Source organism: Pseudochrobactrum albidum (assembly GCF_051851455.1).
GTDB lineage: Bacteria > Pseudomonadota > Alphaproteobacteria > Rhizobiales > Rhizobiaceae > Pseudochrobactrum.
In genome coordinates this window covers 41663-63786 of the sequence record NZ_JBPVTR010000016.1, presented here as the reverse complement: position 1 = coordinate 63786, position 22124 = coordinate 41663, and the positions used below count along the sequence as shown (strand labels likewise).

At 51.0% G+C, this 22124-nt stretch carries 19 protein-coding genes and 1 pseudogene; 16 read left to right on the top strand and 4 right to left on the bottom strand.

Annotated features, from left to right (window positions below; genetic code table 11):
- Positions 1-43 precede the first annotated feature (43 nt).
- Positions 44-790, top strand: coding sequence for a TerC family protein (locus ACSTTO_RS02055; RefSeq protein WP_439271470.1), 747 nt, complete (start codon positions 44-46; stop codon positions 788-790).
- A gap of 140 nt (positions 791-930) precedes the next feature.
- Here ACSTTO_RS02055 and ACSTTO_RS02050 read toward each other — a convergent pair whose 3' ends face one another.
- The 4 genes from ACSTTO_RS02050 to ACSTTO_RS02035 form a co-directional block, all read right to left on the bottom strand.
- Complete coding sequence (locus ACSTTO_RS02050) at positions 931-1722, bottom strand: inositol monophosphatase family protein (RefSeq protein ID WP_439271469.1); 792 nt, start codon at positions 1720-1722, stop codon at positions 931-933.
- Positions 1723-2035: 313 nt separating this feature from the next.
- Positions 2036-2596, bottom strand: coding sequence for an elongation factor P (gene efp, locus ACSTTO_RS02045; RefSeq protein WP_439271468.1), 561 nt, complete (start codon positions 2594-2596; stop codon positions 2036-2038).
- Positions 2597-2853: 257 nt separating this feature from the next.
- Positions 2854-4023, bottom strand: a complete 1170-nt coding sequence (locus ACSTTO_RS02040) for a tetratricopeptide repeat protein (protein ID WP_439271467.1) — start codon at positions 4021-4023, stop codon at positions 2854-2856.
- 18 nt (positions 4024-4041) lie between these two features.
- A complete protein-coding gene (locus tag ACSTTO_RS02035; RefSeq protein WP_439271465.1) occupies positions 4042-4710 on the bottom strand; it encodes a thiamine phosphate synthase in 669 nt (222 codons plus the stop codon).
- A gap of 451 nt (positions 4711-5161) precedes the next feature.
- Between ACSTTO_RS02035 and ACSTTO_RS02030 the strand changes: the two genes are divergently transcribed.
- From ACSTTO_RS02030 to glmM, 15 genes and pseudogenes are all read left to right on the top strand, one after another.
- Positions 5162-6412: an OpgC family protein gene (locus tag ACSTTO_RS02030; RefSeq protein ID WP_439271463.1), complete on the top strand. Its 1251-nt coding sequence runs from the start codon at positions 5162-5164 to the stop codon at positions 6410-6412.
- Between the two features lie 783 nt (positions 6413-7195).
- Positions 7196-7699 carry a protease adaptor protein RcdA gene (gene rcdA, locus ACSTTO_RS02025; RefSeq protein ID WP_439271518.1) on the top strand — a complete coding sequence of 168 codons (504 nt, stop codon included), beginning with the start codon at positions 7196-7198 and terminating at the stop codon, positions 7697-7699.
- Between the two features lie 122 nt (positions 7700-7821).
- Positions 7822-8355, top strand: a complete 534-nt coding sequence (gene ruvC, locus ACSTTO_RS02020; protein ID WP_439271462.1) for a crossover junction endodeoxyribonuclease RuvC — start codon at positions 7822-7824, stop codon at positions 8353-8355.
- On the top strand, positions 8352-8969 hold the full coding sequence (gene ruvA, locus ACSTTO_RS02015) for a Holliday junction branch migration protein RuvA (protein ID WP_439271461.1): 618 nt from the start codon (positions 8352-8354) through the stop codon (positions 8967-8969). The genes ruvC and ruvA overlap by 4 nt, the downstream gene beginning before the upstream one ends.
- A gap of 36 nt (positions 8970-9005) precedes the next feature.
- The gene (gene ruvB / locus ACSTTO_RS02010; RefSeq protein WP_439271459.1) at positions 9006-10046 is read left to right on the top strand and encodes a Holliday junction branch migration DNA helicase RuvB; all 1041 of its coding nucleotides are present in this window, start codon (positions 9006-9008) and stop codon (positions 10044-10046) included.
- Complete coding sequence (locus ACSTTO_RS02005) at positions 10046-10540, top strand: YbgC/FadM family acyl-CoA thioesterase (RefSeq protein WP_439271458.1); 495 nt, start codon at positions 10046-10048, stop codon at positions 10538-10540. The genes ruvB and ACSTTO_RS02005 overlap by 1 nt, the downstream gene beginning before the upstream one ends.
- 360 nt (positions 10541-10900) lie before the next feature.
- Positions 10901-11611, top strand: coding sequence for a protein TolQ (tolQ, locus tag ACSTTO_RS02000; protein ID WP_439271456.1), 711 nt, complete (start codon positions 10901-10903; stop codon positions 11609-11611).
- Positions 11612-11689: 78 nt separating this feature from the next.
- Positions 11690-12139, top strand: coding sequence for a protein TolR (gene tolR, locus ACSTTO_RS01995; RefSeq protein ID WP_439271455.1), 450 nt, complete (start codon positions 11690-11692; stop codon positions 12137-12139).
- 7 nt (positions 12140-12146) lie between these two features.
- Entirely contained in the window at positions 12147-13217 is a 1071-nt protein-coding gene (gene tolA, locus ACSTTO_RS01990; RefSeq protein WP_439271453.1) for a cell envelope integrity protein TolA, read from the top strand.
- Positions 13218-13379: 162 nt separating this feature from the next.
- Complete coding sequence (tolB, locus tag ACSTTO_RS01985) at positions 13380-14690, top strand: Tol-Pal system beta propeller repeat protein TolB (RefSeq protein ID WP_439271452.1); 1311 nt, start codon at positions 13380-13382, stop codon at positions 14688-14690.
- Between the two features lie 380 nt (positions 14691-15070).
- Positions 15071-15589, top strand: a complete 519-nt coding sequence (pal, locus tag ACSTTO_RS01980) for a peptidoglycan-associated lipoprotein Pal (protein ID WP_439271451.1) — start codon at positions 15071-15073, stop codon at positions 15587-15589.
- Between the two features lie 908 nt (positions 15590-16497).
- Positions 16498-16902 (top strand): annotated as a pseudogene (gene ybgF, locus ACSTTO_RS01975) (tol-pal system protein YbgF); the annotation flags it as partial.
- An 8-nt stretch (positions 16903-16910) separates the two neighbouring features.
- Positions 16911-18323, top strand: coding sequence for a tRNA lysidine(34) synthetase TilS (tilS, locus tag ACSTTO_RS01970; RefSeq protein WP_439271449.1), 1413 nt, complete (start codon positions 16911-16913; stop codon positions 18321-18323).
- A gap of 152 nt (positions 18324-18475) precedes the next feature.
- Positions 18476-20413, top strand: coding sequence for an ATP-dependent zinc metalloprotease FtsH (gene ftsH / locus ACSTTO_RS01965; RefSeq protein WP_439271447.1), 1938 nt, complete (start codon positions 18476-18478; stop codon positions 20411-20413).
- A gap of 249 nt (positions 20414-20662) precedes the next feature.
- Entirely contained in the window at positions 20663-22012 is a 1350-nt protein-coding gene (glmM, locus tag ACSTTO_RS01960; protein ID WP_439271446.1) for a phosphoglucosamine mutase, read from the top strand.
- Positions 22013-22124: the final 112 nt, after the last annotated feature.

Here is a 22124-nt window from a genome sequence, read left to right as displayed (position 1 = left end):
CTGTCAGATATCTCCTGAATTTTTTGACGCAAAGGGCGCCTGAATGGAATTTTTCGCTGAGTATTTTGGGTTTCTAAGCAGTCCCGCGGGATGGGCGGCCCTGATCACTTTGCTGGTGATGGAAATTGTTCTTGGCATTGATAATCTGATTTTTATTTCCATTCTCACCAATAAGCTGCCTCAACATCAGCAGGGAAAAGCACGTAAAATTGGCATTGGTGCGGCGTTGTTGCTGCGCCTTGGCCTGTTGTTTACTATTTCTGTTATTGTGCAGATGAAAGATCCGGTTTTTGAAGCATTTGGTCATGCTTTTTCATGGCGGGACATCATTTTGGTGGCTGGCGGTCTGTTTCTGGTCTGGAAGGCAACCAAGGAAATTCACCATAATGTTGACCCCGATGCTGCTCATGAGCTGAGCACCGGCAAGGTGGCGGCTATGGGTATGGGAGCGGCGATTGCCCAGATTTTGCTGCTTGATCTTGTTTTCTCGGTTGATTCCATCATCACTGCTGTCGGGATGACAGATGAGATTGTGATTATGGTGGTTGCGGTTATCGGCGCTGTTACCATGATGTTGCTGGCTGCTGATCCGCTGTCGCGTTTTATCAATGCCAATCCAACTATTGTGATGCTGGCGCTGGGCTTTTTGCTGATGATTGGCATGACGCTTATTGCTGATGGTTTCGGCTACCATGTGCCAAAAGGGTATATTTATGCTGCCATGGGCTTTTCGGCTCTGGTTGAAGCGCTTAATATGCTGGCACGGCGCCGCAAAAAATCTGTGCAATAATAGCTTGGGTTTTTATTTTAAGGGCATGAAAAAGCCCTGTTGCAAAGAATTGCAACAGGGCTTTAAAATTGATTTCGGGTCAATTGGCTCCAAGTGATTGTCTTGCGCTCTCAGCCTGAGATGCCTGCGTCTGATCTTGATCAGACCGGCTTTTTCAGACTGCGCAAAAGCTGGCCGTGGATGAGCTCATTGCCAGCAACGATATTTTTTTGCCCGTACATATCCTGCTGGCCGTTTTTATCGGAAACAAAACCACCTGCCTCACGCACCATCAAAATACCGGCCGCCATATCCCAGGGGGAGAGCGGCTCATCCCAGTAGCCATCAACACGGCCTGCAGCCACATAGGCCAGTTCGAGAGAAGCGGCGCCCAATGCGCGTATACCTGCAGCCTCGCCCATGACATTGCGCAATTCCACAAGATAATGGCCATGCTTGCCACGGCCAAGATGCGGCATGCCATTGGTGATAATCGCATCGGATAATTTGCCGCGGGCTGCCACACGCAGCCGGCGATCATTCAGAAATGCGCCGCCGCCCCGTTCAGCGGTGAATAATTCATCGGATGCCGGATTATAAATAACGCCTGCAACAATCTGCCCCTGACGCTCAAGTGCAATGGAAACGGCAAAGACCGGAATACCGTGCAGGAAATTTGTCGTGCCATCAAGCGGATCAACAATCCAGCGGTGCTGGCTGTCAGCGCCTTCTACAGCGCCGCGCTCTTCCATCAAAAAGCTGTAATCGGGACGGGCACGGCGCAATTCGCTGAAAATAATATCTTCAGCCTTCCGGTCTGCCTGACTGACATAATCGCCCGGACCCTTGAGGGAAACCTGCAGATTCTGTACTTCACCAAAATCACGCGCCAGAGAACGCCCGGCCTTGATTGCGGCCTGAACCATAACGTTAAGAATTGCTGAGCGCGCCATATTTTACGTCCTGTTTGTGCATAAGTTTGCGGGGATGCATCTTCACCGCATACGGGCTTATGCGTTGGAATTGAAATGACAAGCACCGAACCGGAAAATCTGTGCAGTTTCCGGATTGACCGATGCTCAATTTAAGATGTTTGAGCAGCTTTGTGTAGCGTCTGATCAGCTACATGGCGCTCTCAATAGCATTTACAGAATAATGTTCTGTGAACGCGTGAAAATTTTACAATAAAAGCGCCGGACTACCGGTGAAAGACCGGCGCTTTTTATTTATTCTTTCCTGAAGCGTTACAGAGATGTAACCGCTTTATCAGGCGCGTGAAACATAGGTCAGTTCATTCGTGTCAACAATAACCCGCTCACCCGATTCAATAAAAGGCGGCACAAGAATACGGATGCCGTTTTCCAGAATTGCAGGCTTGTAGGAAGAGGCTGCGGTCTGGCCTTTAACCACAGGATCAGCTTCGGTGACAGCCAGCGTGACCTGATCCGGCAGGCGGATGCCGATCGGACGCTCTTCATGCAATTCCACGGTTACCATCATGCCATCCTGAAGGAATGCGGAACGGTCGCCAACAAAATCCTTATGCAGCTCAAGCTGCTCATAGGTTTCTGTATCCATAAAAATCAGTGCGTCACCCTGTTCATAGAGGAAGGAAAAATCCTTCTGTTCAAGACGGATGCGCTCTACTGTTTCAGCAGCACGGAAGCGTTCATTCAGCTTGGTGCCGTCAATGAGGTTTTTCAGTTCAACCTGATTATAGGCGCCGCCCTTGCCAGGCTTGACTGCATTGCATTTAACCGCCACCCACAGACCGCCATTATGCTCAATGACATTGCCGGGACGGATTTCGTTGCCGTTGATCTTCATGCTTGTTAAATCCGGAATTAGTGTGAAGTTTTTGCTGAACCGTCCTTTGAAATTCCGCAGCGCCTGATCCGTTACCGCGTCGGTTTACGGAAAATCATGCTGCAGTGCGCGTCAGAGGGCTTGCCAGCCATATCAATCGGCGTTTCCAAGACCATAAATCTGCAATTTTGGCAAGTCTTTGCCGGGTTCTATGCGGCACTTATGAGCGAAAAACGCATTTATTGCCGCATTGCCGGCCTCTTCTCAGGCCGGCAGCCTCAGCGCAAGCTATTGGCGCGGGCAATGGCTTTTTGAATTTCCTCATCTGTCAACCCGTCCATGAAGGAATCCAGATCCCTGGCATTGAGCTTTGAACGGCGTGCCGTAATATACCATGCGGCTGCTTCAACCGGATTGCCCTCGGTGCCGATTCCATCGCGATAGAGGCGGGCAACACGTGCCTGTGCGGCAACATTGCCGCTGCGTGCTGCTGCTAAAAGCCAGCGAAAGCCGGCTTCATAATTGCGCTCGCCACCGCGCCCCTCAACCAGCCATGTGCCAAGATCAAGCTGTGCGGTATCATAATTCTTGCGGGCTGCACGCAACAAATATTCCCGCGCTTTCTTATCATCACGCGGCACTTTAATAGTGCCATTGGCCAAGATCTGGCTGACCGCATATTCAGCATCGGCCAATTGCGCATCAGCGGCTTTTTGAAACCACGGCCATGCCTCATCCAGTCCTTTTTCGCCCGGATAGCGCATTACCAGCATTTGCCCGTAGTTAAACTGCGCCATGGCTATGCCGGCCTGTGCGGCGTTTTTCATCAGCTCTTCAGCTTTTTTGGTATCCTTTGGCACATAGATACCCTGCAGCAGCATGGCAGCATAGCGAAACTGGGCCTCATGCTCGCCTTTTGCGGCTGCAAGGCCATACCAATAGGCAGCCTGTTTCTGATCAGCCTTGATACCAAGGCCGCGGGCATAAATCTCGGCAACCAGTGTTTGTGCCGCAGCATCGCCCGTCTTGGCGCGTTCCATGCCGAGGTTAAAGGCAGTAAGATAGAGGCCACGCTGAAAGGCGCCAAATGCGGGATCAGCGGGCTTGTCACCAAAGCGGGATTCATTGAAAGCCGGCATCTCATCGGTTGAGGCAGGCTGACGCAGCATATTGGCCTTCTCACTCTGGTGTTTAGCCCATGAACCGGCAAGTTCAGGGATAATAAAACCGGTTGAGACTTCAGGCACATCAGCAATATTATGCGCATTATTTTCGGGGGCGCTTGTGCTGTTTGTTTTTGTATTTTGCTCTGCGGTGTGGTGATGTGTCTTTTTTGCCGATGCAGGTTTTGCGGATGGTTCTGCCTGCGCGGAAAGCTGCCCGCAAACTGCCGGTAAACCCAGCGAGAATGCAAAAATACCAGATAGCAAAACAGATTTTTTCAGCATCGGCTCTTTACTCAGTATTTATTCAGTTTCAATATCCGCAGCACTTAAATCATCAAGCAGACGATTGGCATCAGCTATAATCTGGGCCGGATTATCGGCAGAAAATACCGCAGCCCCAAGCGCAATAAATTCTGCCCGTGTGGCAAAACAGGCCGCCAGATCATCAAGCGTTGTGCCTGCTTGCAGAATGGCGGGAATTTCAACCATCGCCGCCCACCATTGTGCAAGCGCAAGATTGCGCGGATGCGCCTGCGGCCTCGTATCGGCACCAATCTTGCCAAAGAACATGTAATCTGGCTGCAATTCACCGATTTCCAGTGCGCTGTGGCGCTCCTTAACATTGCCGGTGCCCACAATCAGCCTCGGCATATAGCGTTCAACCGCATCGGCAATATCGGCAAATGCGCCTTCAATATGCACACCATCTGCACCGGTGCGCCCTGCCATGCGGGTATCATTGAGGATGAGAGCGGCGGCACCTGCTGCCTGAATTTTTTTGACAGCTTCTGCAGCGAAATTTTGAAAAGCGGCCTCATCGGTTTTGTTGCTGTCGAGAATAACACTGGCAATATCGCCTGCGGCAAGAGCCTGATCCAGCACCTGTAACAGCCTGTCAGCAGTGCCGTTTTCAGCGGAGGGGGAGGGAGCGACCAGAACCAGACGCGGGCGGTTTTCAGGAAATTTCATCAGACAGAGCCTCATTGAGCGGGCCTCAATAGCCCATGAAAATGGCGAAGTTCAGGAAAGTGCATCTTTTTTGTGATGCAGGTTTCAACAGCATGACTGCTGTTTAAAACATTATTGCCAAAAGATAACCGGTTTTTTGAAAATTTGCCGCATAATTATAAAAAGAAAGGCCTTTTCAAGCCTGTGTAACAGCAATTATACAGGCATCACCACCATATACCCGCATAAGACCCGGGGAGGATTGCCCGCAATTTTCTGGTGGTTTGGTCTTGTTCTTGCCGCTTTGTTTAATTCTGGAAAATAATGTGATGGGAGGAAAAGGGCTGACAGCCGCTTTCATGTCCCATTTCAGCCTTATTGCTATATGCAGTCAAAAATTACCTGCGTGAAGCATTTTTATAATTCAAAACCAAAAATGCCGACGGAAAACGGGTGAGGAAAGATTTTGCAGATGACAATAGCAAAAACGGGACAATCGCCCGGAGCCAAAACAGGACAAGACGTGAAAATGCGGGATACGAGGCTGGACGTTTTCAGGGCGCTGGCGCTTTTGACGATTTTCATCAATCATGTGCCCGGAACAATTTATGAGAAATTCACGCATCGTGAATTCGGCTTTTCCGATTCAGCGGAAGCCTTTGTGCTGATTTCCGGCCTTGCTGTTGCACTTGCCTATGGTTCCAGATTTATTGAAGGTAACCGCCTGCTCATTTCCCTGAAAATGGCGCGCCGCTCCATGACATTATATATGGCGCAGATGATGACAACCCTGATCACACTGGGGATTTTCGGCTTTACTGCAATTTATATGAAGCGGCCGGAAATGCTGGAGATGATCAATATTAAAACCGTGATGGAAAAACCGGCTCAGGCTTTTGTCGGGCTGGTTACAATGGGGCATCAGCTTGGCTATAATAATATTTTGTCGCTTTATCTGGTCTTGATGCTGTTTGCACCATTTATGCTTTATCTTGCGCGGATCAGCATCTCGCTGATGCTTACCATTTCCGGAGCGATCTGGTTTTTATCCGGCTATTATCATATTGCGCCGATGAATTATCCGACACCGGGTGTGTGGTTTCTCAATCCTTTGTCATGGCAGTTTCTGTTTGCCATTGGTATTGGCGCCATGACCTATGTGAAGCAGGGCGGACGTTTTGATCAGAACCGCCCGTTGCTGCTTGCGGCAATTGGCTATCTTCTCTTTTCGCTGTTGTGGCTGCGGATTCCGCATCCACACTGGGATATTTCCTTTGGCTTGCCTGCGGTGCTGACAGGTTTTGACAAGACCTATCTCTCTGCGACCCGTCTTTTACATGTGCTGGCGCTGGCCTATGTGATTGCCGCTGTGCCGGCATTATCAGAAAAAGCGCGACTGGATATTCATCATCCGCTTGCTATTCTGGGGCGGCACTCGCTGCCGGTTTTTGTGGCCGGTACGATTCTTGCCATGATGGGGCAGGCGCTGCGCTATGTGCATGCGGTCAGCCTGTCTTTTGATACATTGCTGATTGCCGGCGGAATTATGGCACAATTTGCGCTGGTTTATTATCTGGAATGGTTGCGTGCTATTGGCTGGAACGGCAAAACCACTGTGAAGCCAGTGGCAGCGGAGCCCGTGCCCTCTGATGCGCGTCCTGATGAGAACCGTCATAAACCGGCTCTCATCAAGGTTAAGCCGCAATCTGTAGCAGCCTCCTGAAAAAGGCTGGGTTAATGCCGGGTTAACCAAATATTAACGTTAACGAAACAATATGAACCTATCCGGCATTGTCGGATTCTTACCGAGTGGACCTGGTCCCTCTGTATGACGCCTCCCTGTTAAACTTTTGAGAGCCGCTATCGCGGCTCTTTTTTTGTGGCGGGTTTTGTAAGGGGCTGACGGGGCGGGATGTGTGAAAAACAGAGCGCCTTTTATTATTTTGGCGTCAACCGGATATGTTCTGATCCTGTCCTGCTATTTATAATATACCGGTATCTGAGGTTTATATCCGCCTTTTGTGGATAAGCGCGTTTGCCTGCACAATTTATCTCTGTGCGGGAAAATACGCCTGATTCTTTCTAACTATATGAATTAAATATATTTATTGAGATTGTGGCAGATCAGGGCTCTGGCAAGTAAAAAATTATAATTCATCTTTCTTTAACCATATTATTGCGCGAGCGTGTATGAGCGTGCATTTTACTTGGACAGGCTGTGGTCTGAGAGTGTTTTCTGTCGGCGCTTTATGCTGCACATGGGTGAAATGCAGCCTGAACAACAGGGGATTCGCCGGCTCTGGTGGTTACAACCCGCGCCGCCTGAAGAACCCGCGGTTCAGGATGCGGGGCAAAAAACGGCAACAGGCTGCAAAGCCGCTTTGCCGGAATATGGCGCATGATCGCGGTTAACCTGAATGGTTATTTTACCTGAATGGTTGCGGGCGTGATATGTTGTAGTGAGCAGAGCAAGATGATGGAACAGACATATCGCAATGAAAACCGGATGACGGATAATATGATCCGCCTGTCGGAGCGTATGGTGTTTTCGGACAGTTTCAAGCCGCTCTATAGTGAAGGCATGGCGCTGGTTGAAGAGGCTGCTGCTTATATTGATCATGAAGGCAGGGATGTTGCGCGACATCTGTCTCATGAGGCGGCAACGCTTTATGCGGCTGAATCCATGCGTTTGACATCACGTTTGATGCATATTGCCTCATGGCTGTTATTGCAGCGCGCCAGCCGCTCCGGTGATATGCCACGTGATATGGTGGCGCGCGAAAAAGCCAAAATCAGCCTGGAGACTGCTTCTGCAGGAGAAGCTGCACAAGGCTGGCAGGAATTGCCGCAGGTCTTTCGCGATATGGTTGCCCGTTCCCTTTATCTGCAGGATCGTGTGCGTTGTATGGATGGTGATAAACAGCCTCCGGCACATGTTCCGGAAGAACGCCGGAGCAATTCTGTTTCTGATCAGATTGTGTTATTGCGCACTGCCTTTGGCAGCAATTAAGCGGCCTGATAAGCATATAGATAAAAAGTCCGGCCTGTTGTTTTATTTCTTTTCAGGTAAATGTTTCCATTTTGTTCACATTTTGATTGTTGAATGCCCCTTACACAAGATAAGGTTGGCATATGAAACAGGCGATTCGCATTATTGGTATTGATCCGGGTTTGCGCCGCACCGGCTGGGGCGTGATTGAGGCTGCGGGCAATGCTTTGCATTTTGTGGCAGCAGGAACCGTTACTTCTGATAACAAGATGGATCTTGCATCCCGTTTGTGCCAATTGCATGAGGGGCTGAGTGCGGTTTTGCACCGGATGATGCCGGATGAGGCTGCGGTTGAGCATACTTTTGTCAATAAGGATGCCGCAGCCACGCTGAAGCTTGGCCAGGCGCGGGGTATTGCGCTTTTGGTGCCGGCGCAGGCAGGGTTGCGCGTTGCCGAATATGCGCCCAATGCGGTTAAAAAATCTGTCATCGGTGTGGGGCATGGTGAAAAACAGCAAATTCATATGATGGTGAAAGTGCTGATGCCGCGCGCCAGTTTTGATAGCAGTGATGCGGCCGATGCGCTTGCTATTGCTGTTTGCCATGCCCATAACCGGCATAGCCTGTATAATCTGGCGGAATTGAAGAAAAGCGGGAGGATTGCAGCCATATCATGATCGGGAAGCTGAAAGGTATTGTCGATGAGATTGCTGATGATCACGTTATTCTTGACGTGCATGGTGTTGGCTATGTGGCTTTCTGCTCTGCACGCACGCTCGGCAATCTGCCTGCGGCGGGTGAGGCGGCAATTTTGCTGATTGAAACCTATGTGCGGGAAGATGTGCTGCGGCTTTACGGGTTTGCTACGGCGCTGGAGCGGGAATGGTTCCGGCTGTTGCAAAATGTGCAAGGTGTGGGAGCGAAAGTGGCTTTGGCAGTGCTCGGCACATTAACCCCTGCCGAACTGGCCAATGCCATTGCCCTGCGCGATATTGCCATGGTGTCACGGGCGCCGGGCGTGGGCAAAAAAGTGGCGGAGCGTATTGTTACCGAGTTGAAGAATAAAGCGCCTGCCTTTGCCGGTGAGGCGGCGGCCAATATCGGGCTGAAACAGGAAATCGGTGAGGGTGTGGCTTCCACGGCGGTGAGTGATGCGGTTTCTGCCTTGAGCAATCTTGGCTATTCACGTGATCAGGCAGCCAATGCGGTGGCTTCAGCCTTGCGCGAAGCTGGAGAAGATGCGGATTCTGCCAGGCTGATCCGGCTTGGCCTGAAAGAGCTGGCGCGTTAAGGTGCGGCTGAATAATTGAAAGTGCGGGTATAATTAATGAGTGGTGAAGATCGTCTGATTTCTGCGCAAAAGCGCGGAGAGGATACGGATGCGGCCTTGCGCCCGCAAAGTCTGGATGATTTTGTCGGTCAGGCTGCCGCCCGCGCCAATCTGAAAATTTTTATTGAAGCGGCAAAAACCCGCGGTGAGGCATTGGATCATGTGTTATTTGTCGGCCCTCCGGGGCTTGGCAAAACCACTTTGGCGCAGATTATGTCCAAAGAACTCGGGGTTAATTTCCGCTCCACCTCAGGTCCGGTTATTGCCAAGGCCGGTGATCTGGCAGCTCTTCTCACCAATCTTGAAGAGCGCGATGTGTTGTTTATTGATGAAATTCATCGTTTGAGCCCCGCAGTGGAGGAAATTCTCTATCCGGCGATGGAGGATTTTCAGCTGGATCTGATTATTGGTGAGGGACCTGCAGCACGTTCTGTCAAGATTGATCTGGCCAAATTCACGCTTGTTGCGGCAACAACCCGCCTCGGGCTTTTAACCACACCCTTGCGTGACCGTTTTGGCATTCCGGTGCGGTTAAATTTTTATACAGTTGAGGAGCTGGAATATATTGTGCGCCGTGGCGCACGGCTGATGCAGCTGAATATTTCTGATGATGGCGCGCGGGAAATTGCACGGCGTGCGCGGGGCACGCCGCGTATTGCGGGGCGCTTGCTGCGCCGTGTGCGGGATTTTGCGCTGGTAGCAAAGGCAGATATTGTTGATGCGAAAATTGCCGATGAGGCGCTGATCCGTCTGGAAGTGGATAATATCGGCCTTGATCAGCTTGACCGGCGCTATCTTAATATGATTGCGCGCAATTTTGGCGGCGGGCCTGTGGGGATTGAAACCATTGCCGCCGGCCTCTCCGAGCCGCGTGATGCAATTGAGGATATTATTGAGCCTTATCTGATCCAGCAGGGTTTTTTGCAGCGCACACCACGGGGGCGGGTGCTCACAGCGGTTGCGTGGCAGCATCTGGGGCTTGCCGCTCCGGCAGAGCTTTCCGCACAGCAGATCAGCCTGTTTGAGGATGAAGACTGATGGGCATTATTGCGGAAACGAACGGATTGAGTGAGACGCAGGCGGATGTAATCAACGGAACGCTGACAGCACAGGGGCATTGCTTGCTGGCGCGTGTCTATTATGCTGATACCGATTTTTCCGGCGTGGTTTATCATGCGCGTTATCTGGAATTTCTGGAGCGCGGGCGCACTGATTTTCTGCGGCTCAAAGGCGTGCATCACACGCAATTGGAAGCAGGCCAGCTGGGGGAACCGGTTGTCTGGATTGTGCGGCGTATGGAGATTGATTTTCGTATGTCTGCCCGTATTGATGATTTGTTGCTGGTTGAAACCATGGTGGAAGAAGCATCGGGCGCGCGTATTACCATGGGCCAGACGATCAGGCGCTATAACGGGGCAGGGCAGGAGGCTGAGCTTTTAATTGAGGCCAGGGTTGAGGCGGCGCTGATTAACAAGCAAGGGCGGCCGCGCCGCATGCCGGCGGCATGGAAAGCCTTGTTTGCGGGGCGTTAAATACCCGGATAGACATGAAAAAATAAATAGTACTGATAAAAATACCTGCAGGAAGCTGAATCCTAACTTATCTTTAACCATAATCGTTCATCTTTGCAGCAAGGACGGAAAGGGGCATGCGAAATCTGCCTGTCGCCTTCCTTTCACCAAAATTAACCGTAAAAAGCATTTTTGCCGGTCTTGCAGATCACGGCCGGCAATTGCATATACGGCGCAAAGCAATCAGGCGAGCCGTGCAAATAAGCATCCGGAACGCCAAGGTAACAACAGATTAAAACAGTCTGGCACAATATATGTCAGCTGTTTTGCTTTTGCCGCCCGGTGATGAGCCGGGCGTTTGGATTCGAGGACAGGTAACAAATGGAAACGCTACCCATTGCAGCGCATACAGCTGATGTCAGTCTCTGGGGACTGTTCATGCAGGCCAACTGGATTGTCAAGCTGGTGATGCTGGGTTTGCTGGCAGCCTCAATCTGGACATGGGCAATTATTATTGACAAGATGCTGGCCTATCGCCGTGCAAACGGCGCGATTGAGCGTTTTGAGCAGGTTTTCTGGTCCGGTCAGTCGCTGGAAGAATTGTACCGCAATCTTGGCGAGCGCCGCACCACGGGCATGAGCTCGATTTTTATGGCAGCGATGCGTGAGTGGAAAAAATCTTTTGAGAAAGGCGCCCGCTCACCAATTGCCTTGCAGATGCGCATTGAAAAAGCGATGGATATTGCGCTGGCAAGGGAGAATGACAGGCTGGAATCCAGACTTGGTTTTTTGGCAACGATTGGAACTTCCGCGCCATTTATCGGCCTGTTTGGTACGGTTGTGGGGATTATGACCTCATTTATGGCGATTGCTGCCTCAAAAAATACCAGCCTTGCTGTTGTGGCGCCCGGTATTGCCGAGGCGCTTCTGGCAACAGCAATCGGCCTTCTTGCCGCTATTCCTGCCGTTATTGCCTATAATAAGCTGACGGCTGATGCGGCCAAGATCACCGCACGTATGGAGGGGTTTGCCGATGAGTTTTCGGCCATACTCTCGCGACAAATTGATGAGAAGCTGACGCCGCGCGGATAAAATATCCGGTTTATAGGCCTGTTGTTTAAAAACAGGCCCGGATTATCAGGTTAGGAAAAAAGCCGGAAGGTTTCAGATATGGGTATGTCATTGGGTAGTCAGGGCGGATCGGGCAGCCGCCGCCGGCGCGGGGGCAAAAAAGCTCCTATGAGCGAAATCAACATTACGCCTTTTGTGGATGTGATGCTGGTTCTGCTGATTATCTTTATGGTTTCTGCCCCGCTGCTTACTTCCGGCGTGCCGATTGATCTGCCGGATACGCAGGCCAAGGCGCTGAATGCCGATACACAGCCAATTACCGTATCCGTGAATGATAAGGGGCAGGTCTATCTGCAGGAAACGGAAATTGATATGAGTGAAGTGGTGCCAAAACTCGAAGCCATTTCCAAAACCGGTTATGAAGAACGTATTTTTGTGCGCGGGGACAAAAACGCCGATTATGGCACGGTTATGAAAGTGATGTCACGCATCTCTGCGGCTGGTTTCAAGAATATCGGTCTTGTAACCCTTCAGGAGCAGGATAGCTGACGCCATCATGAAGGCAGGTCTGACATCCTCCACACTTATGCATGTCATTATTATTGGCTGGGGATTGTTTACATTCTCCTCGCCAAAGCCTTTCGACATGACGGATACAGAATCCTTTCCCGTTGATATTGTGCCGATTGAGGATATTTCTCAGGTGCAGATGGGGGAGAAAAAAGCAGCCAAAACGGATAAGCCTGCGCCAAAGCCGACAGAAAGACCCAAAACTGTGGAGCAGGCTGAAAATGCCGGCGATAGCGATCTTGATCTGAAAACCCCGCCAATGCCGAATGAAAAACCAAAACCGGTTGAAACGGCCGAGGCGGCAAAGCCTGCGGAAAAACCGGCAGAAAAACCGGAGCCGCTGCAGGAGACACAGCCGCAACCAAAGCCTGAGCCTGTGAAAACACCGGAGCCGGTGAAACAACCGGAGCCAAAGGTTGAGCCAAAGCCTGAACCAAAAGCCGAGACCAAGCCTGATCCGGTGGCAGAAGCAATTGAGAAACAGCCTGAAGAGGATGTGAAATTGCCTGATCGTGTGCCCGCGCCGGAAGCAAGGCCGAAGCCGAAACCTGTGGAAACAGCCAAGGCGGAAGATAATAAAAAGGCTGAGAAAAAACCGGAAAAGCCTAGCACCGCAGCGCAAAATACCTCTAAGGATAAAGATGCCAAGGCGGATGAAATAGCAGCTCTGCTGAACCGTGAAAAAGCGGCAGGCGGGGGTGCGAAACGCTCTACGGATAAAGAATCTTTTGGCGGCAAGAAGACGACCGGCGGCAAACTCAGCCAGACGGAAATGGATGCCCTGAAGGGGCAGATCAGCGATAAATGGAGTGTGCCTGCCGGTGTGGCTGATGCTTCTGATTTGCGCATTACGGTCAAGATGCGGCTGAAGGAGAATGGCGACATCGACGGTACGCCGGAGGTAACCTATACGGGCGGCGATTCCGTGATTGGCCGGGCTGCGGCAGACAGTGCGCGACGGGCAGTCTTGCGCGCGGCACCCTATAATCTGCCGCGGGATAAATATGATACATGGGCAACGGTGATTGTGAATTTTGATCCGAGCGACATGTTCTAGAGCATTCCGGTATTTCTGTGAAAAACGGGATACTCTTAATAAAGATAATATAGCCGGCACATCCGGCATGCAAACCGGATGTGCTCCAGTCAGAATAACGCCAACTTAAGGTGAGACTTCTCACAAAACCAAATGATCAGGACAAACGAGGTCCACGCCATCATGAAGACATTGTTTAAAACACTCATTTCGTTGTTTGTTGCCACTGCGGCAGTAAGTTCGGCTGCGGTGCTGCCTGCACGTGCGGTTGTGGAAGTCAATATCAATAAGGGTAATGTTGACCCGCTGCCGATTGCGCTGACCGATTTTTTATCCGGTGATCAACTGGGTACGGAGATCACATCCATTATTGCTGCTGATCTTGAGCGTTCCGGCCTGTTTGCGCCGATTGATAAAAAGGCCTTTATTGAGAAGATCAGCAATCCGGATGTGGCGCCGCGTTTTGAAGACTGGAAAGTGATTAATGCGCAGGCTCTGGTGACCGGACGTGTTACCAAGCAGCCGGACGGCCGCCTGAAAGCCGAGTTCCGTCTGTGGGATACATTTGCCGGCCAGCAACTTGCCGGCCAGCAGTTTTTTACCACACCGGAGAACAAGCGCCGTGTGGCTCATATTATTGCAGATGCGATTTATGAGCGCCTGACCGGTGAAAAGGGCTATTTTGATACACGTATTGTGTTTGTGGATGAATCCGGCAATGCCCAGAAACGGATCAAGCGTCTGGCAATCATGGATCAGGATGGTGCCAATGTGCGTTATCTCTCCAATGGCCGCGATCTGGTGCTGACACCGCGTTTTTCGCCAAACCGGCAGGAAATCACCTATATGTCCTTTGCGGGTGACCGCCCGCGCGTTTATCTTCTGCAGCTGGAAACCGGACAGCAGGAATTGGTGGGAAATTTCCCCGGCATGACAATTGCACCGCGCTTTTCGCCCGACGGGCAGAAAGTGATCATGAGCCTTTTGCAGGATGATGGCAGTGCCAATATTTATACAATGGATTTGCGGTCGCGCACCACAACCCGTCTGACCAGCACACAGGCTATTGATACATCGGCCTCCTACGCGCCGGATGGTTCAAAGATTGTGTTTGCCTCTGACCGTGGTGGTCGCCCGCAGCTCTATGTGATGGGGGCAGATGGTTCCAACCCGCAGCGTATCTCTTTTGGCAATGGCAGCTATTCCACTCCGGTCTGGTCGCCGCGTGGTGATCTTATCGCCTTTACCAAGCAATCGGGCGGGCAGTTTTCCATCGGCGTGATGAAACCGGATGGCTCCGGAGAGCGTATCCTTACAAGCGGTTTCCATAATGAAGGCCCGACATGGGCGCCAAATGGCCGTGTCCTGATGTTCTTCCGTGAGGTTGGCGGGGTTTCGCGTCTGTTCACCATTGATCTTACAGGGCGCAATGAACGCCAAATTCAAACGCCGAATGCAGCTTCCGATCCAGCATGGTCACCATTGCTGAATTGATGACAGGACGTATTTGCCGGATGTTTTAAGTCTGGCATAAGGTCAGCATGTTGAGAAAATAAATGTCATCTCACTGTGCAGGCCTGTTTGTAACAATATTGGCAACCGGTTTTTGCCGCACAAGTCGTGTTTCTGCCTTATTGTTTTTTAAGTTGCCGGCAGGGTCATGCCTTTGGGTGATATAAGCCTTCCGGCAGGCTTTTTCAGGATAATCTCCGGATAAGCGCCGGTTATGATTGCCCGGGGGTAAAACAGTTGAGTTTTTACACCGTTTAAGCGACAATTAACCATGTCTTTTGAACGGTTTTTAACCTAAATATGATTAATCATTTGATTGGTCATATCCATCTAAACGCAATATTCTTTAAGGAGTACGGGCCATGCGCCGTTCCCAGCCGATTGCCCGCAGCCCGTTTGCTGTTGCCCTGTTCCTGTCGCTTGCCGTTGCCGGTTGCGCCAATAAGAAGAACCTGCCAAACAATGCCGGTGATCTCGGCCTTAATGGCGGCTATGGTGCAAATGGTGCGGTTGCAGGTTCTGCCCAGGACTTTACAGTTAATGTCGGTGATCGTGTTTTCTTTGACCTCGATTCTTCCGTTATCCGCGCAGATGCACAGCAAACCCTGAACCGTCAGGCTCAGTGGCTTGCCCGCTATCCGAATTATTCAATCACTATTGAAGGGCATTCGGATGAGCGCGGCACCCGCGAATATAACCTTGCCCTTGGTCAGCGCCGCGCCGCTGCCGCGCGTGATTATCTGGCGTCGCGCGGTGTGCCGGTGAGCCGTATGCGCACTGTTTCCTATGGTAAGGAGCGTCCGGTTGCCGTGTGTGATAATATTTCCTGCTGGTCGCAGAACCGCCGCGCTGTGACTGTGCTTAATGGTGCCGGCAGCTAAGGTTAAAAATAGCCAAGGCGTGAAAACAGGGCAGATTGTGCGCGTATAGTATAATATTTGCCCTGAAAATTTCGCGAGATGATATAATTCTGCGATAAAAAAGACACAGACTTATGTGAAAAGCGGCCTCAGGGTCGCTTTTTCATTTTAAATATGAAAGCCCAAATTTAGCCGCACTCAATTGCACCATTCATACGGAGATTATAAAGATGATCCGGATATGATGCAGAACTGTGTTTGGCAGTTATTTTGCTCATATCATCATAAAGGCATTTTTCAGTTTTAAAAAAAACAGGAAATGACCGAGACAACCATTTTTGAAGTGAAGTCGTGACAAATTTCGGGCGCATGAGGTATTGCGAATGAAGAGAGCAATGACAAAACTGGCTGTTATTGCCGGTTTACTGCTGTCAGGAACGGGGCTGGGCGCAACAGGCGCACAGGCACAGGTGAATGATCAGCGCATTAACCAGTTGCAGGAGCAGGTACGTGACCTGACAGGTAAACTGGAAGAGATTAATTTCCAGATTTTGCAGATGCAGGAGCAGATGCGCAAAATTCAGGAAGATAATGAATTCCGCTTTCAGGAGCTGGAAAAGCAGAAAAAAGCCGATGCAGGCTCTGATTCCTCAACCAAAACAGCGGCGGCAGATCCTGCCGCTGCAGCTTCTGCTAAAGAGGCGCGCTTTGGCAGCGCAGATGATGCGGATAAGGATATTTCAGATTTTAAAGAGGCACAGCCTGCCATTGCAGAGACTGCGCCTGCCGCCAATTCCGTTGCCACTGGCCAGCAAAATCCGGTTACTGTTGCCTCACAGGCGCCGCGTGCGCTTGGCTCAATCCGGTTTGATGCCAGTGGCAATGTAATCGGCGGCAGCCTGAATGAAGATGCCGTTCAGCAGCAGGTTGTTGCATCCCTGCCTAAGACCGATAATCCGAATGAGCTTTATCAGGCTGCCTATCAATATATTCTTTCCGGTGATTATCGTGCCGCAGAGGTGGCTTTTCGTCAGCATATTGAGCGTTATCCGGCAGATCCGATGACGGCAGATGCGCGCTATTGGCTGGGTGAGGCGCTGTTTGGGCAAGCACGTTATGCAGAGGCGGCAACGGTTTTTATTGATATGCAGCGTGATTTTCCTGATTCGAGGCGCGGGCCTGAAAATATGCTGAAACTTGGCATGGCCATGGCTAAGCTTAATGACCGGGAGGTGGCTTGCGCAACATTGGCAAAAATCGGCAGCCGCTATCCCAATGCGGCTCCTGCGGTGCTCAAACGCGCCGATGAAGAACGCAAACTCAACCATTGCTGAGCAATGATGTGAGCGGATTTTCAACCATTGAAAATATTGATGCTGATGAAAGCATCTTTGCCGGATTTGATGCTTGCTGGCCGGAGCCTGCCCCGCACGTGGTGGTGGTTGCGATCTCCGGCGGGAGTGATTCCGTGGCGCTGTTGTTACTGGCGCAAATTTATCTTGCCCGGAAAAGCCCTGAAAGCAAGTTGCTTGCGGTAACAATTGACCATCAATTGCGTGCAGAATCAGCCGCTGAGGCCTCGGCCGTGGGGCAATTGTGCAGCCGCCTGAATATTGAGCACCAAATTCTGAGCTGGGAGGGGGAAAAACCTGCAAGCGGCATTGCAGCTGCAGCCAGAACTGCCCGTTATGCACTTTTGGTGCACGCAGCGCGGCAGGTTGGTGCAAGTGTTATTTTGAGCGGGCATACGGCTGATGATCAGGTGGAAACCTATCTGATGCGGCAAAAGCGCCTTAACCGGCAATGTCATATTGCCGGTGCGGGGCGCGGGCTGGCCGTTATGGCACCGCAGACATTGCTGCAAGACAGTGTTTTATTGTGCCGTCCGTTATTGAAAACCGGACGCGAAACCCTGCGGCAATTTTTGCGCGCACGTAATATTGGCTGGGTGGATGATCCGAGCAATATGAACCAGGCTTATGAGCGCCCGCGCACAAGAACGGCAGCACAATTTGCAGATAAAGCCGCAATTTTGCAGAAAATACACCAATATGCAGGCCAGCGTCTGGAGGATAATCATAAAGTTGCGGCATTGATGTGCCAAAACAGGGCATATTTTCAACCGCTGGCAAATGGCGGTTTGCTGCTGCGCGATGGCTGGAATGCGCAATATACTGCATATGCATCTTTGGCGCTTGCCTATCTTTTGGCGGCAATTGGCGGCAGGTCATTTTTGCCGGCAATCAGTGATTGTGCGCAATTGCTGCAAAGCCTGCCTGCAATGCAGGCTGGCGGTGGCGGAAGCCGGACATTGCACCATTGTGTGATTGAGCGGGTGCAGGGCGCAATTATGATCCGCCGCGAGCGGCGCAACCTGCCGGAAATGGCCGTTGCCGCAGGGCAGGGGATTATCTGGGACGGGCGCTATAGTGTGATAAATAAGACAACGCTGACGCTGACAATCGCATCTGTGAATATGCGACAATTGTCTGATTTTCTGCGCTGCCATGATCGTGCAAAATTGCCTGCATCCCTGCCCGCGCGACGGGAGGAGTTGCTGGTTTTGCCCGCTGTGTTTGTTGATAATCTATGTATGGCAATTCCTGCCTTGTCCGGATTGGCTGATCAAAACAGTATTGTGAGCGTGAAACCTTATTTTGCCTGTTTTGATCATGTGCTTTCCGGCTATGATTTTGAGGTTGCAAGGGTAGTAAAAGCGTTTTTAACCATGCCTCTTGACCATAAAATCATGTAAATTCTGCAAAGAATGCAGAAGAATCACTTATGAAGCTTTGCACTGTCTTGGCAAGGCGGTTCATCGAACCTATGTTAGGTTTGAATATTTTTCCGAATGTGCGCAAAAGGTGCTCAGGATCGGAAAGACGTTGATAGTCGATTGGACCCGAGATGAATCCAAATTACCGCAACTTCGCCCTTTGGGCGATCATTGCTCTCCTGCTGGTTGCATTATTCAACCTGTTTCAGAGTCCGGCGCAGCGTGCGTCGTCTCGTGAAATTCCGTATTCGCAATTTATTGATGATGTATCGAGCGGGCGGGTTAAATCCGTTACGATCACGGGGCCGCGTATTATTGGTTCTTATGCGGATAATAATGCCGGTTTCCAGACTTATGCTCCGTCGGATTCCTCGCTGATCAGCCGCCTTGAAGAAAAAAATGTTGCGATCACCGCAAAGCCTGAAAGTGATGGTTCGGGGTCGCTGTTTGGTATTCTTTTATCCTGGCTGCCGATGATTCTGATCCTTGGCGTCTGGATTTTCTTCATGCGTCAGATGCAGGGCGGTTCACGCGGGGCCATGGGCTTTGGCAAATCCAAGGCAAAACTTTTGACTGAGGCGCATGGACGGGTGACATTTCAGGATGTTGCCGGCGTTGAGGAAGCCAAGGAAGATCTGGAAGAGATTGTTGAGTTTTTGCGTGATCCGCAGAAGTTTCAGCGTCTTGGCGGTAAAATTCCGCGCGGTGTGCTGCTTGTAGGCCCTCCGGGAACCGGTAAAACCTTGCTGGCACGCTCGGTTGCCGGTGAGGCCAATGTGCCGTTCTTTACAATTTCCGGTTCGGATTTTGTGGAAATGTTTGTTGGTGTGGGTGCAAGCCGTGTTCGCGACATGTTTGAACAGGCCAAGAAAAATGCGCCTTGCATTATCTTTATTGATGAAATTGATGCTGTCGGCCGTCACCGCGGTGCCGGTCTTGGCGGCGGCAATGATGAGCGCGAGCAAACGCTGAACCAGCTGCTGGTTGAGATGGATGGTTTTGAGGCCAATGAGAATATTATTCTTATTGCTGCAACCAACCGCCCTGATGTGCTGGATCCTGCCTTGCTGCGCCCCGGCCGTTTTGACCGTCAGGTTGTGGTGCCCAATCCGGATGTAACCGGCCGCGAGCAGATTTTGAAAGTGCATGTGCGCAATGTGCCGCTGGCGCCAAATGTTGACCTGAAAGTGCTGGCGCGCGGTACGCCGGGCTTTTCCGGTGCCGATTTGATGAACCTTGTCAATGAGGCGGCGCTGATGACGGCGCGGCGCAACAAGCGTCTGGTCACCATGCAGGAGTTTGAAGACGCCAAGGACAAGATTATGATGGGTGCAGAGCGGCGCTCTTCAGCCATGACGCAGGCAGAAAAAGAGCTGACCGCCTATCATGAATCCGGTCATGCCATTGTGGCATTGAATGTTCCGGCGGCCGATCCTGTGCATAAGGCAACGATTATTCCCCGTGGCCGGGCATTGGGCATGGTGATGCAATTGCCCGAAGGCGACAAATATTCCATGAGTTATAAATGGATGGTGTCGCGCCTTGCTATTATGATGGGTGGCCGCATTGCCGAAGAGCTCAAATTCGGTAAGGAAAATATCACTTCCGGCGCATCTTCCGATATTGAGCAGGCAACCAAACTTGCCAGAGCCATGGTAACCCGCTGGGGCTTTTCGGAAAAGCTTGGCTATGTGGCTTATGGCGAAAATCAGGAAGAGGTGTTTCTTGGTCATTCCGTTTCCCGCACACAGAATGTTTCCGAGGCAACTGCCCAGCTGATTGATGCGGAAGTGCGGGAACTGATTGATAATGCCTATGCAGAGGCGCGCCGTATTCTGACAGAGCAGCATGATGCATGGGTTGCCATTGCTGAAGGGCTTTTAGAATATGAAACGCTGAGCGGTGAAGAGATAAGGCAGCTGATTGCCGGTCAGAAGCCTAATCGCGATAATGGCGATGATACGACATCTTCACGCGGCTCTGCGGTGCCAAAAACAGGCCGTGCCCGCAAAAAACCAGGTGATGAGCCGGAAGCCGGGCAGAATATGGAGCCTGAGCCGCAGGCGTGAGAGCGATCTCATTCTGAGAATGAAGATCTCACCTGAGCTATAAGCCAAAATCTGAAATAAAACCGGGCTGTGAAGCCCGGTTTTTTCTGGCTGTTGTTAAAAAATTATCCAATAATGCAGATTATCCCAGACATTGTTTGACAAGCGGCGGAAAATCGCTGCATTGCTTGTTTTTCTGCTGACCTGTCTTTTTCAAATATTGTTTTCTAGGCGGGCAGTTTGGTTGTTCCGTGAAGAAAAGGCTTGGATATGTCCTGTAAATATTTTGGTACTGACGGCATCCGCGGTAAGGCTAATTCTTTTCCGATGACACCAGAAATAGCCATGCGGGTGGGGATGGCTGTTGGGCTTTCCTTCCGCGATGGCGGGCAGGGGCGCCGCGTGGTGATCGGCAAGGATACCCGCCGCTCCGGTTATATGCTTGAAAATGCACTGGTTGCCGGTTTTACGGCCATGGGCATGGAAGTGTTTTTGCTGGGGCCTATTCCAACGCCAGCCGTGGCGATGTTATGCCGTTCCCTGCGTGCAGATATCGGCGTTATGATCTCTGCCTCGCATAATCCTTATTATGATAATGGTATCAAGCTGTTTGGCCCTGATGGTTATAAATTGTCGGATGAGCTGGAGCTGACAATTGAAAAACTGATTGATGATGATATGAGCGCGCATATGAGCAGCCATGGCGAGATTGGCCGTGCCAAGCGTGTTGATGGCGATATTTATCGCTATATTGAATTTGCCAAGCGCACAATGCCGCGGCATTTGTCGCTCAATGGTTTGCGAATTGTTGTCGATTGCGCCAATGGCGCGGCCTATAAAGTGGCACCTGCCGCATTATGGGAGCTTGGTGCAGAGGTTGTTACCATCAATAATGCGCCAAATGGTACCAATATTAATGAGGATTGCGGCTCTACTCATCCGGAAGGGCTGATCCGTAAAGTGCATGAAACCCGGGCAGATATTGGTATTGCGCTGGATGGCGATGCTGATCGTGTGCTGATGGTGGATGAAAACGGCACAATTATTGACGGCGATCAGCTTATGGCGGTGATTGCGGAAAACTGGGCGGATACCGGTCGTCTCGTTGGCGGGGGGATTGTTGCAACAATCATGTCCAATCTCGGCCTTGAGCGGTTTTTGGGTGATAAGGGGTTATCGCTGGCGCGCACAAAAGTGGGCGACCGCTATGTGGTGGAACATATGCGCAAGCATGGTTTCAATGTTGGCGGTGAGCAATCCGGCCATATTGTCCTGTCTGATTTTGGAACAACCGGCGATGGTCTCATCTCAGCCTTGCAGATTTTGGCTGTCATGCAGGAACGGCAGCGCCCGTTAAGTGAGGTTTGCCGTAAATTTGAACCGGTGCCGCAGATTCTTAAAAATATCCGCGTATCTGGTTCCGGCCTGCTGGCAGATAAAAAGGTCGTACAGGCGATTGAAGAAGCCAAAGGGCAGCTTGGTGCGTCCGGCCGTGTGGTGATTCGTCCGTCAGGCACAGAACCGTTGATCCGCGTGATGGCGGAGGGCGATGATCATAGCCTGGTTGAGAGCGTGGTGGATGATATTATCACTTCAATCAGAGCCGCCTCCAAAATCTGACAAGTTTTTATAAAAAAAGTTCCGGCTGCAATTTTGAAGGGAGCTGCCGGAACATATGAATTTTATTATACTATTCGTATTCTATTATTTGCGTAAGTATTAATTAATATCG

Bases quoted from the DNA above. Each gene is read 5' to 3' on its own strand.
- glmM (WP_439271446.1), top strand. From the start codon at position 20,663: ATGTCCTGTAAATATTTTGGTACTGACGGCATCCGCGGTAAGGCTAAT.
- ruvB (WP_439271459.1), top strand. From the start codon at position 9,006: ATGAGTGGTGAAGATCGTCTGATTTCTGCGCAAAAGCGCGGAGAGGAT.
- ACSTTO_RS02050 (WP_439271469.1), bottom strand. From the start codon at position 1,722: ATGGCGCGCTCAGCAATTCTTAACGTTATGGTTCAGGCCGCAATCAAG.
- ACSTTO_RS02040 (WP_439271467.1), bottom strand. From the start codon at position 4,023: ATGCTGAAAAAATCTGTTTTGCTATCTGGTATTTTTGCATTCTCGCTG.
- tolA (WP_439271453.1), top strand. From the start codon at position 12,147: ATGAAGGCAGGTCTGACATCCTCCACACTTATGCATGTCATTATTATT.
- ftsH (WP_439271447.1), top strand. From the start codon at position 18,476: ATGAATCCAAATTACCGCAACTTCGCCCTTTGGGCGATCATTGCTCTC.
- tolQ (WP_439271456.1), top strand. From the start codon at position 10,901: ATGGAAACGCTACCCATTGCAGCGCATACAGCTGATGTCAGTCTCTGG.
- tolB (WP_439271452.1), top strand. From the start codon at position 13,380: ATGAAGACATTGTTTAAAACACTCATTTCGTTGTTTGTTGCCACTGCG.
- pal (WP_439271451.1), top strand. From the start codon at position 15,071: ATGCGCCGTTCCCAGCCGATTGCCCGCAGCCCGTTTGCTGTTGCCCTG.
- ACSTTO_RS02035 (WP_439271465.1), bottom strand. From the start codon at position 4,710: ATGAAATTTCCTGAAAACCGCCCGCGTCTGGTTCTGGTCGCTCCCTCC.
- ruvA (WP_439271461.1), top strand. From the start codon at position 8,352: ATGATCGGGAAGCTGAAAGGTATTGTCGATGAGATTGCTGATGATCAC.
- efp (WP_439271468.1), bottom strand. From the start codon at position 2,596: ATGAAGATCAACGGCAACGAAATCCGTCCCGGCAATGTCATTGAGCAT.
- ACSTTO_RS02005 (WP_439271458.1), top strand. From the start codon at position 10,046: ATGGGCATTATTGCGGAAACGAACGGATTGAGTGAGACGCAGGCGGAT.
- rcdA (WP_439271518.1), top strand. From the start codon at position 7,196: ATGACGGATAATATGATCCGCCTGTCGGAGCGTATGGTGTTTTCGGAC.
- tolR (WP_439271455.1), top strand. From the start codon at position 11,690: ATGGGTATGTCATTGGGTAGTCAGGGCGGATCGGGCAGCCGCCGCCGG.
- ACSTTO_RS02055 (WP_439271470.1), top strand. From the start codon at position 44: ATGGAATTTTTCGCTGAGTATTTTGGGTTTCTAAGCAGTCCCGCGGGA.
- ruvC (WP_439271462.1), top strand. From the start codon at position 7,822: ATGAAACAGGCGATTCGCATTATTGGTATTGATCCGGGTTTGCGCCGC.
- ACSTTO_RS02030 (WP_439271463.1), top strand. From the start codon at position 5,162: ATGACAATAGCAAAAACGGGACAATCGCCCGGAGCCAAAACAGGACAA.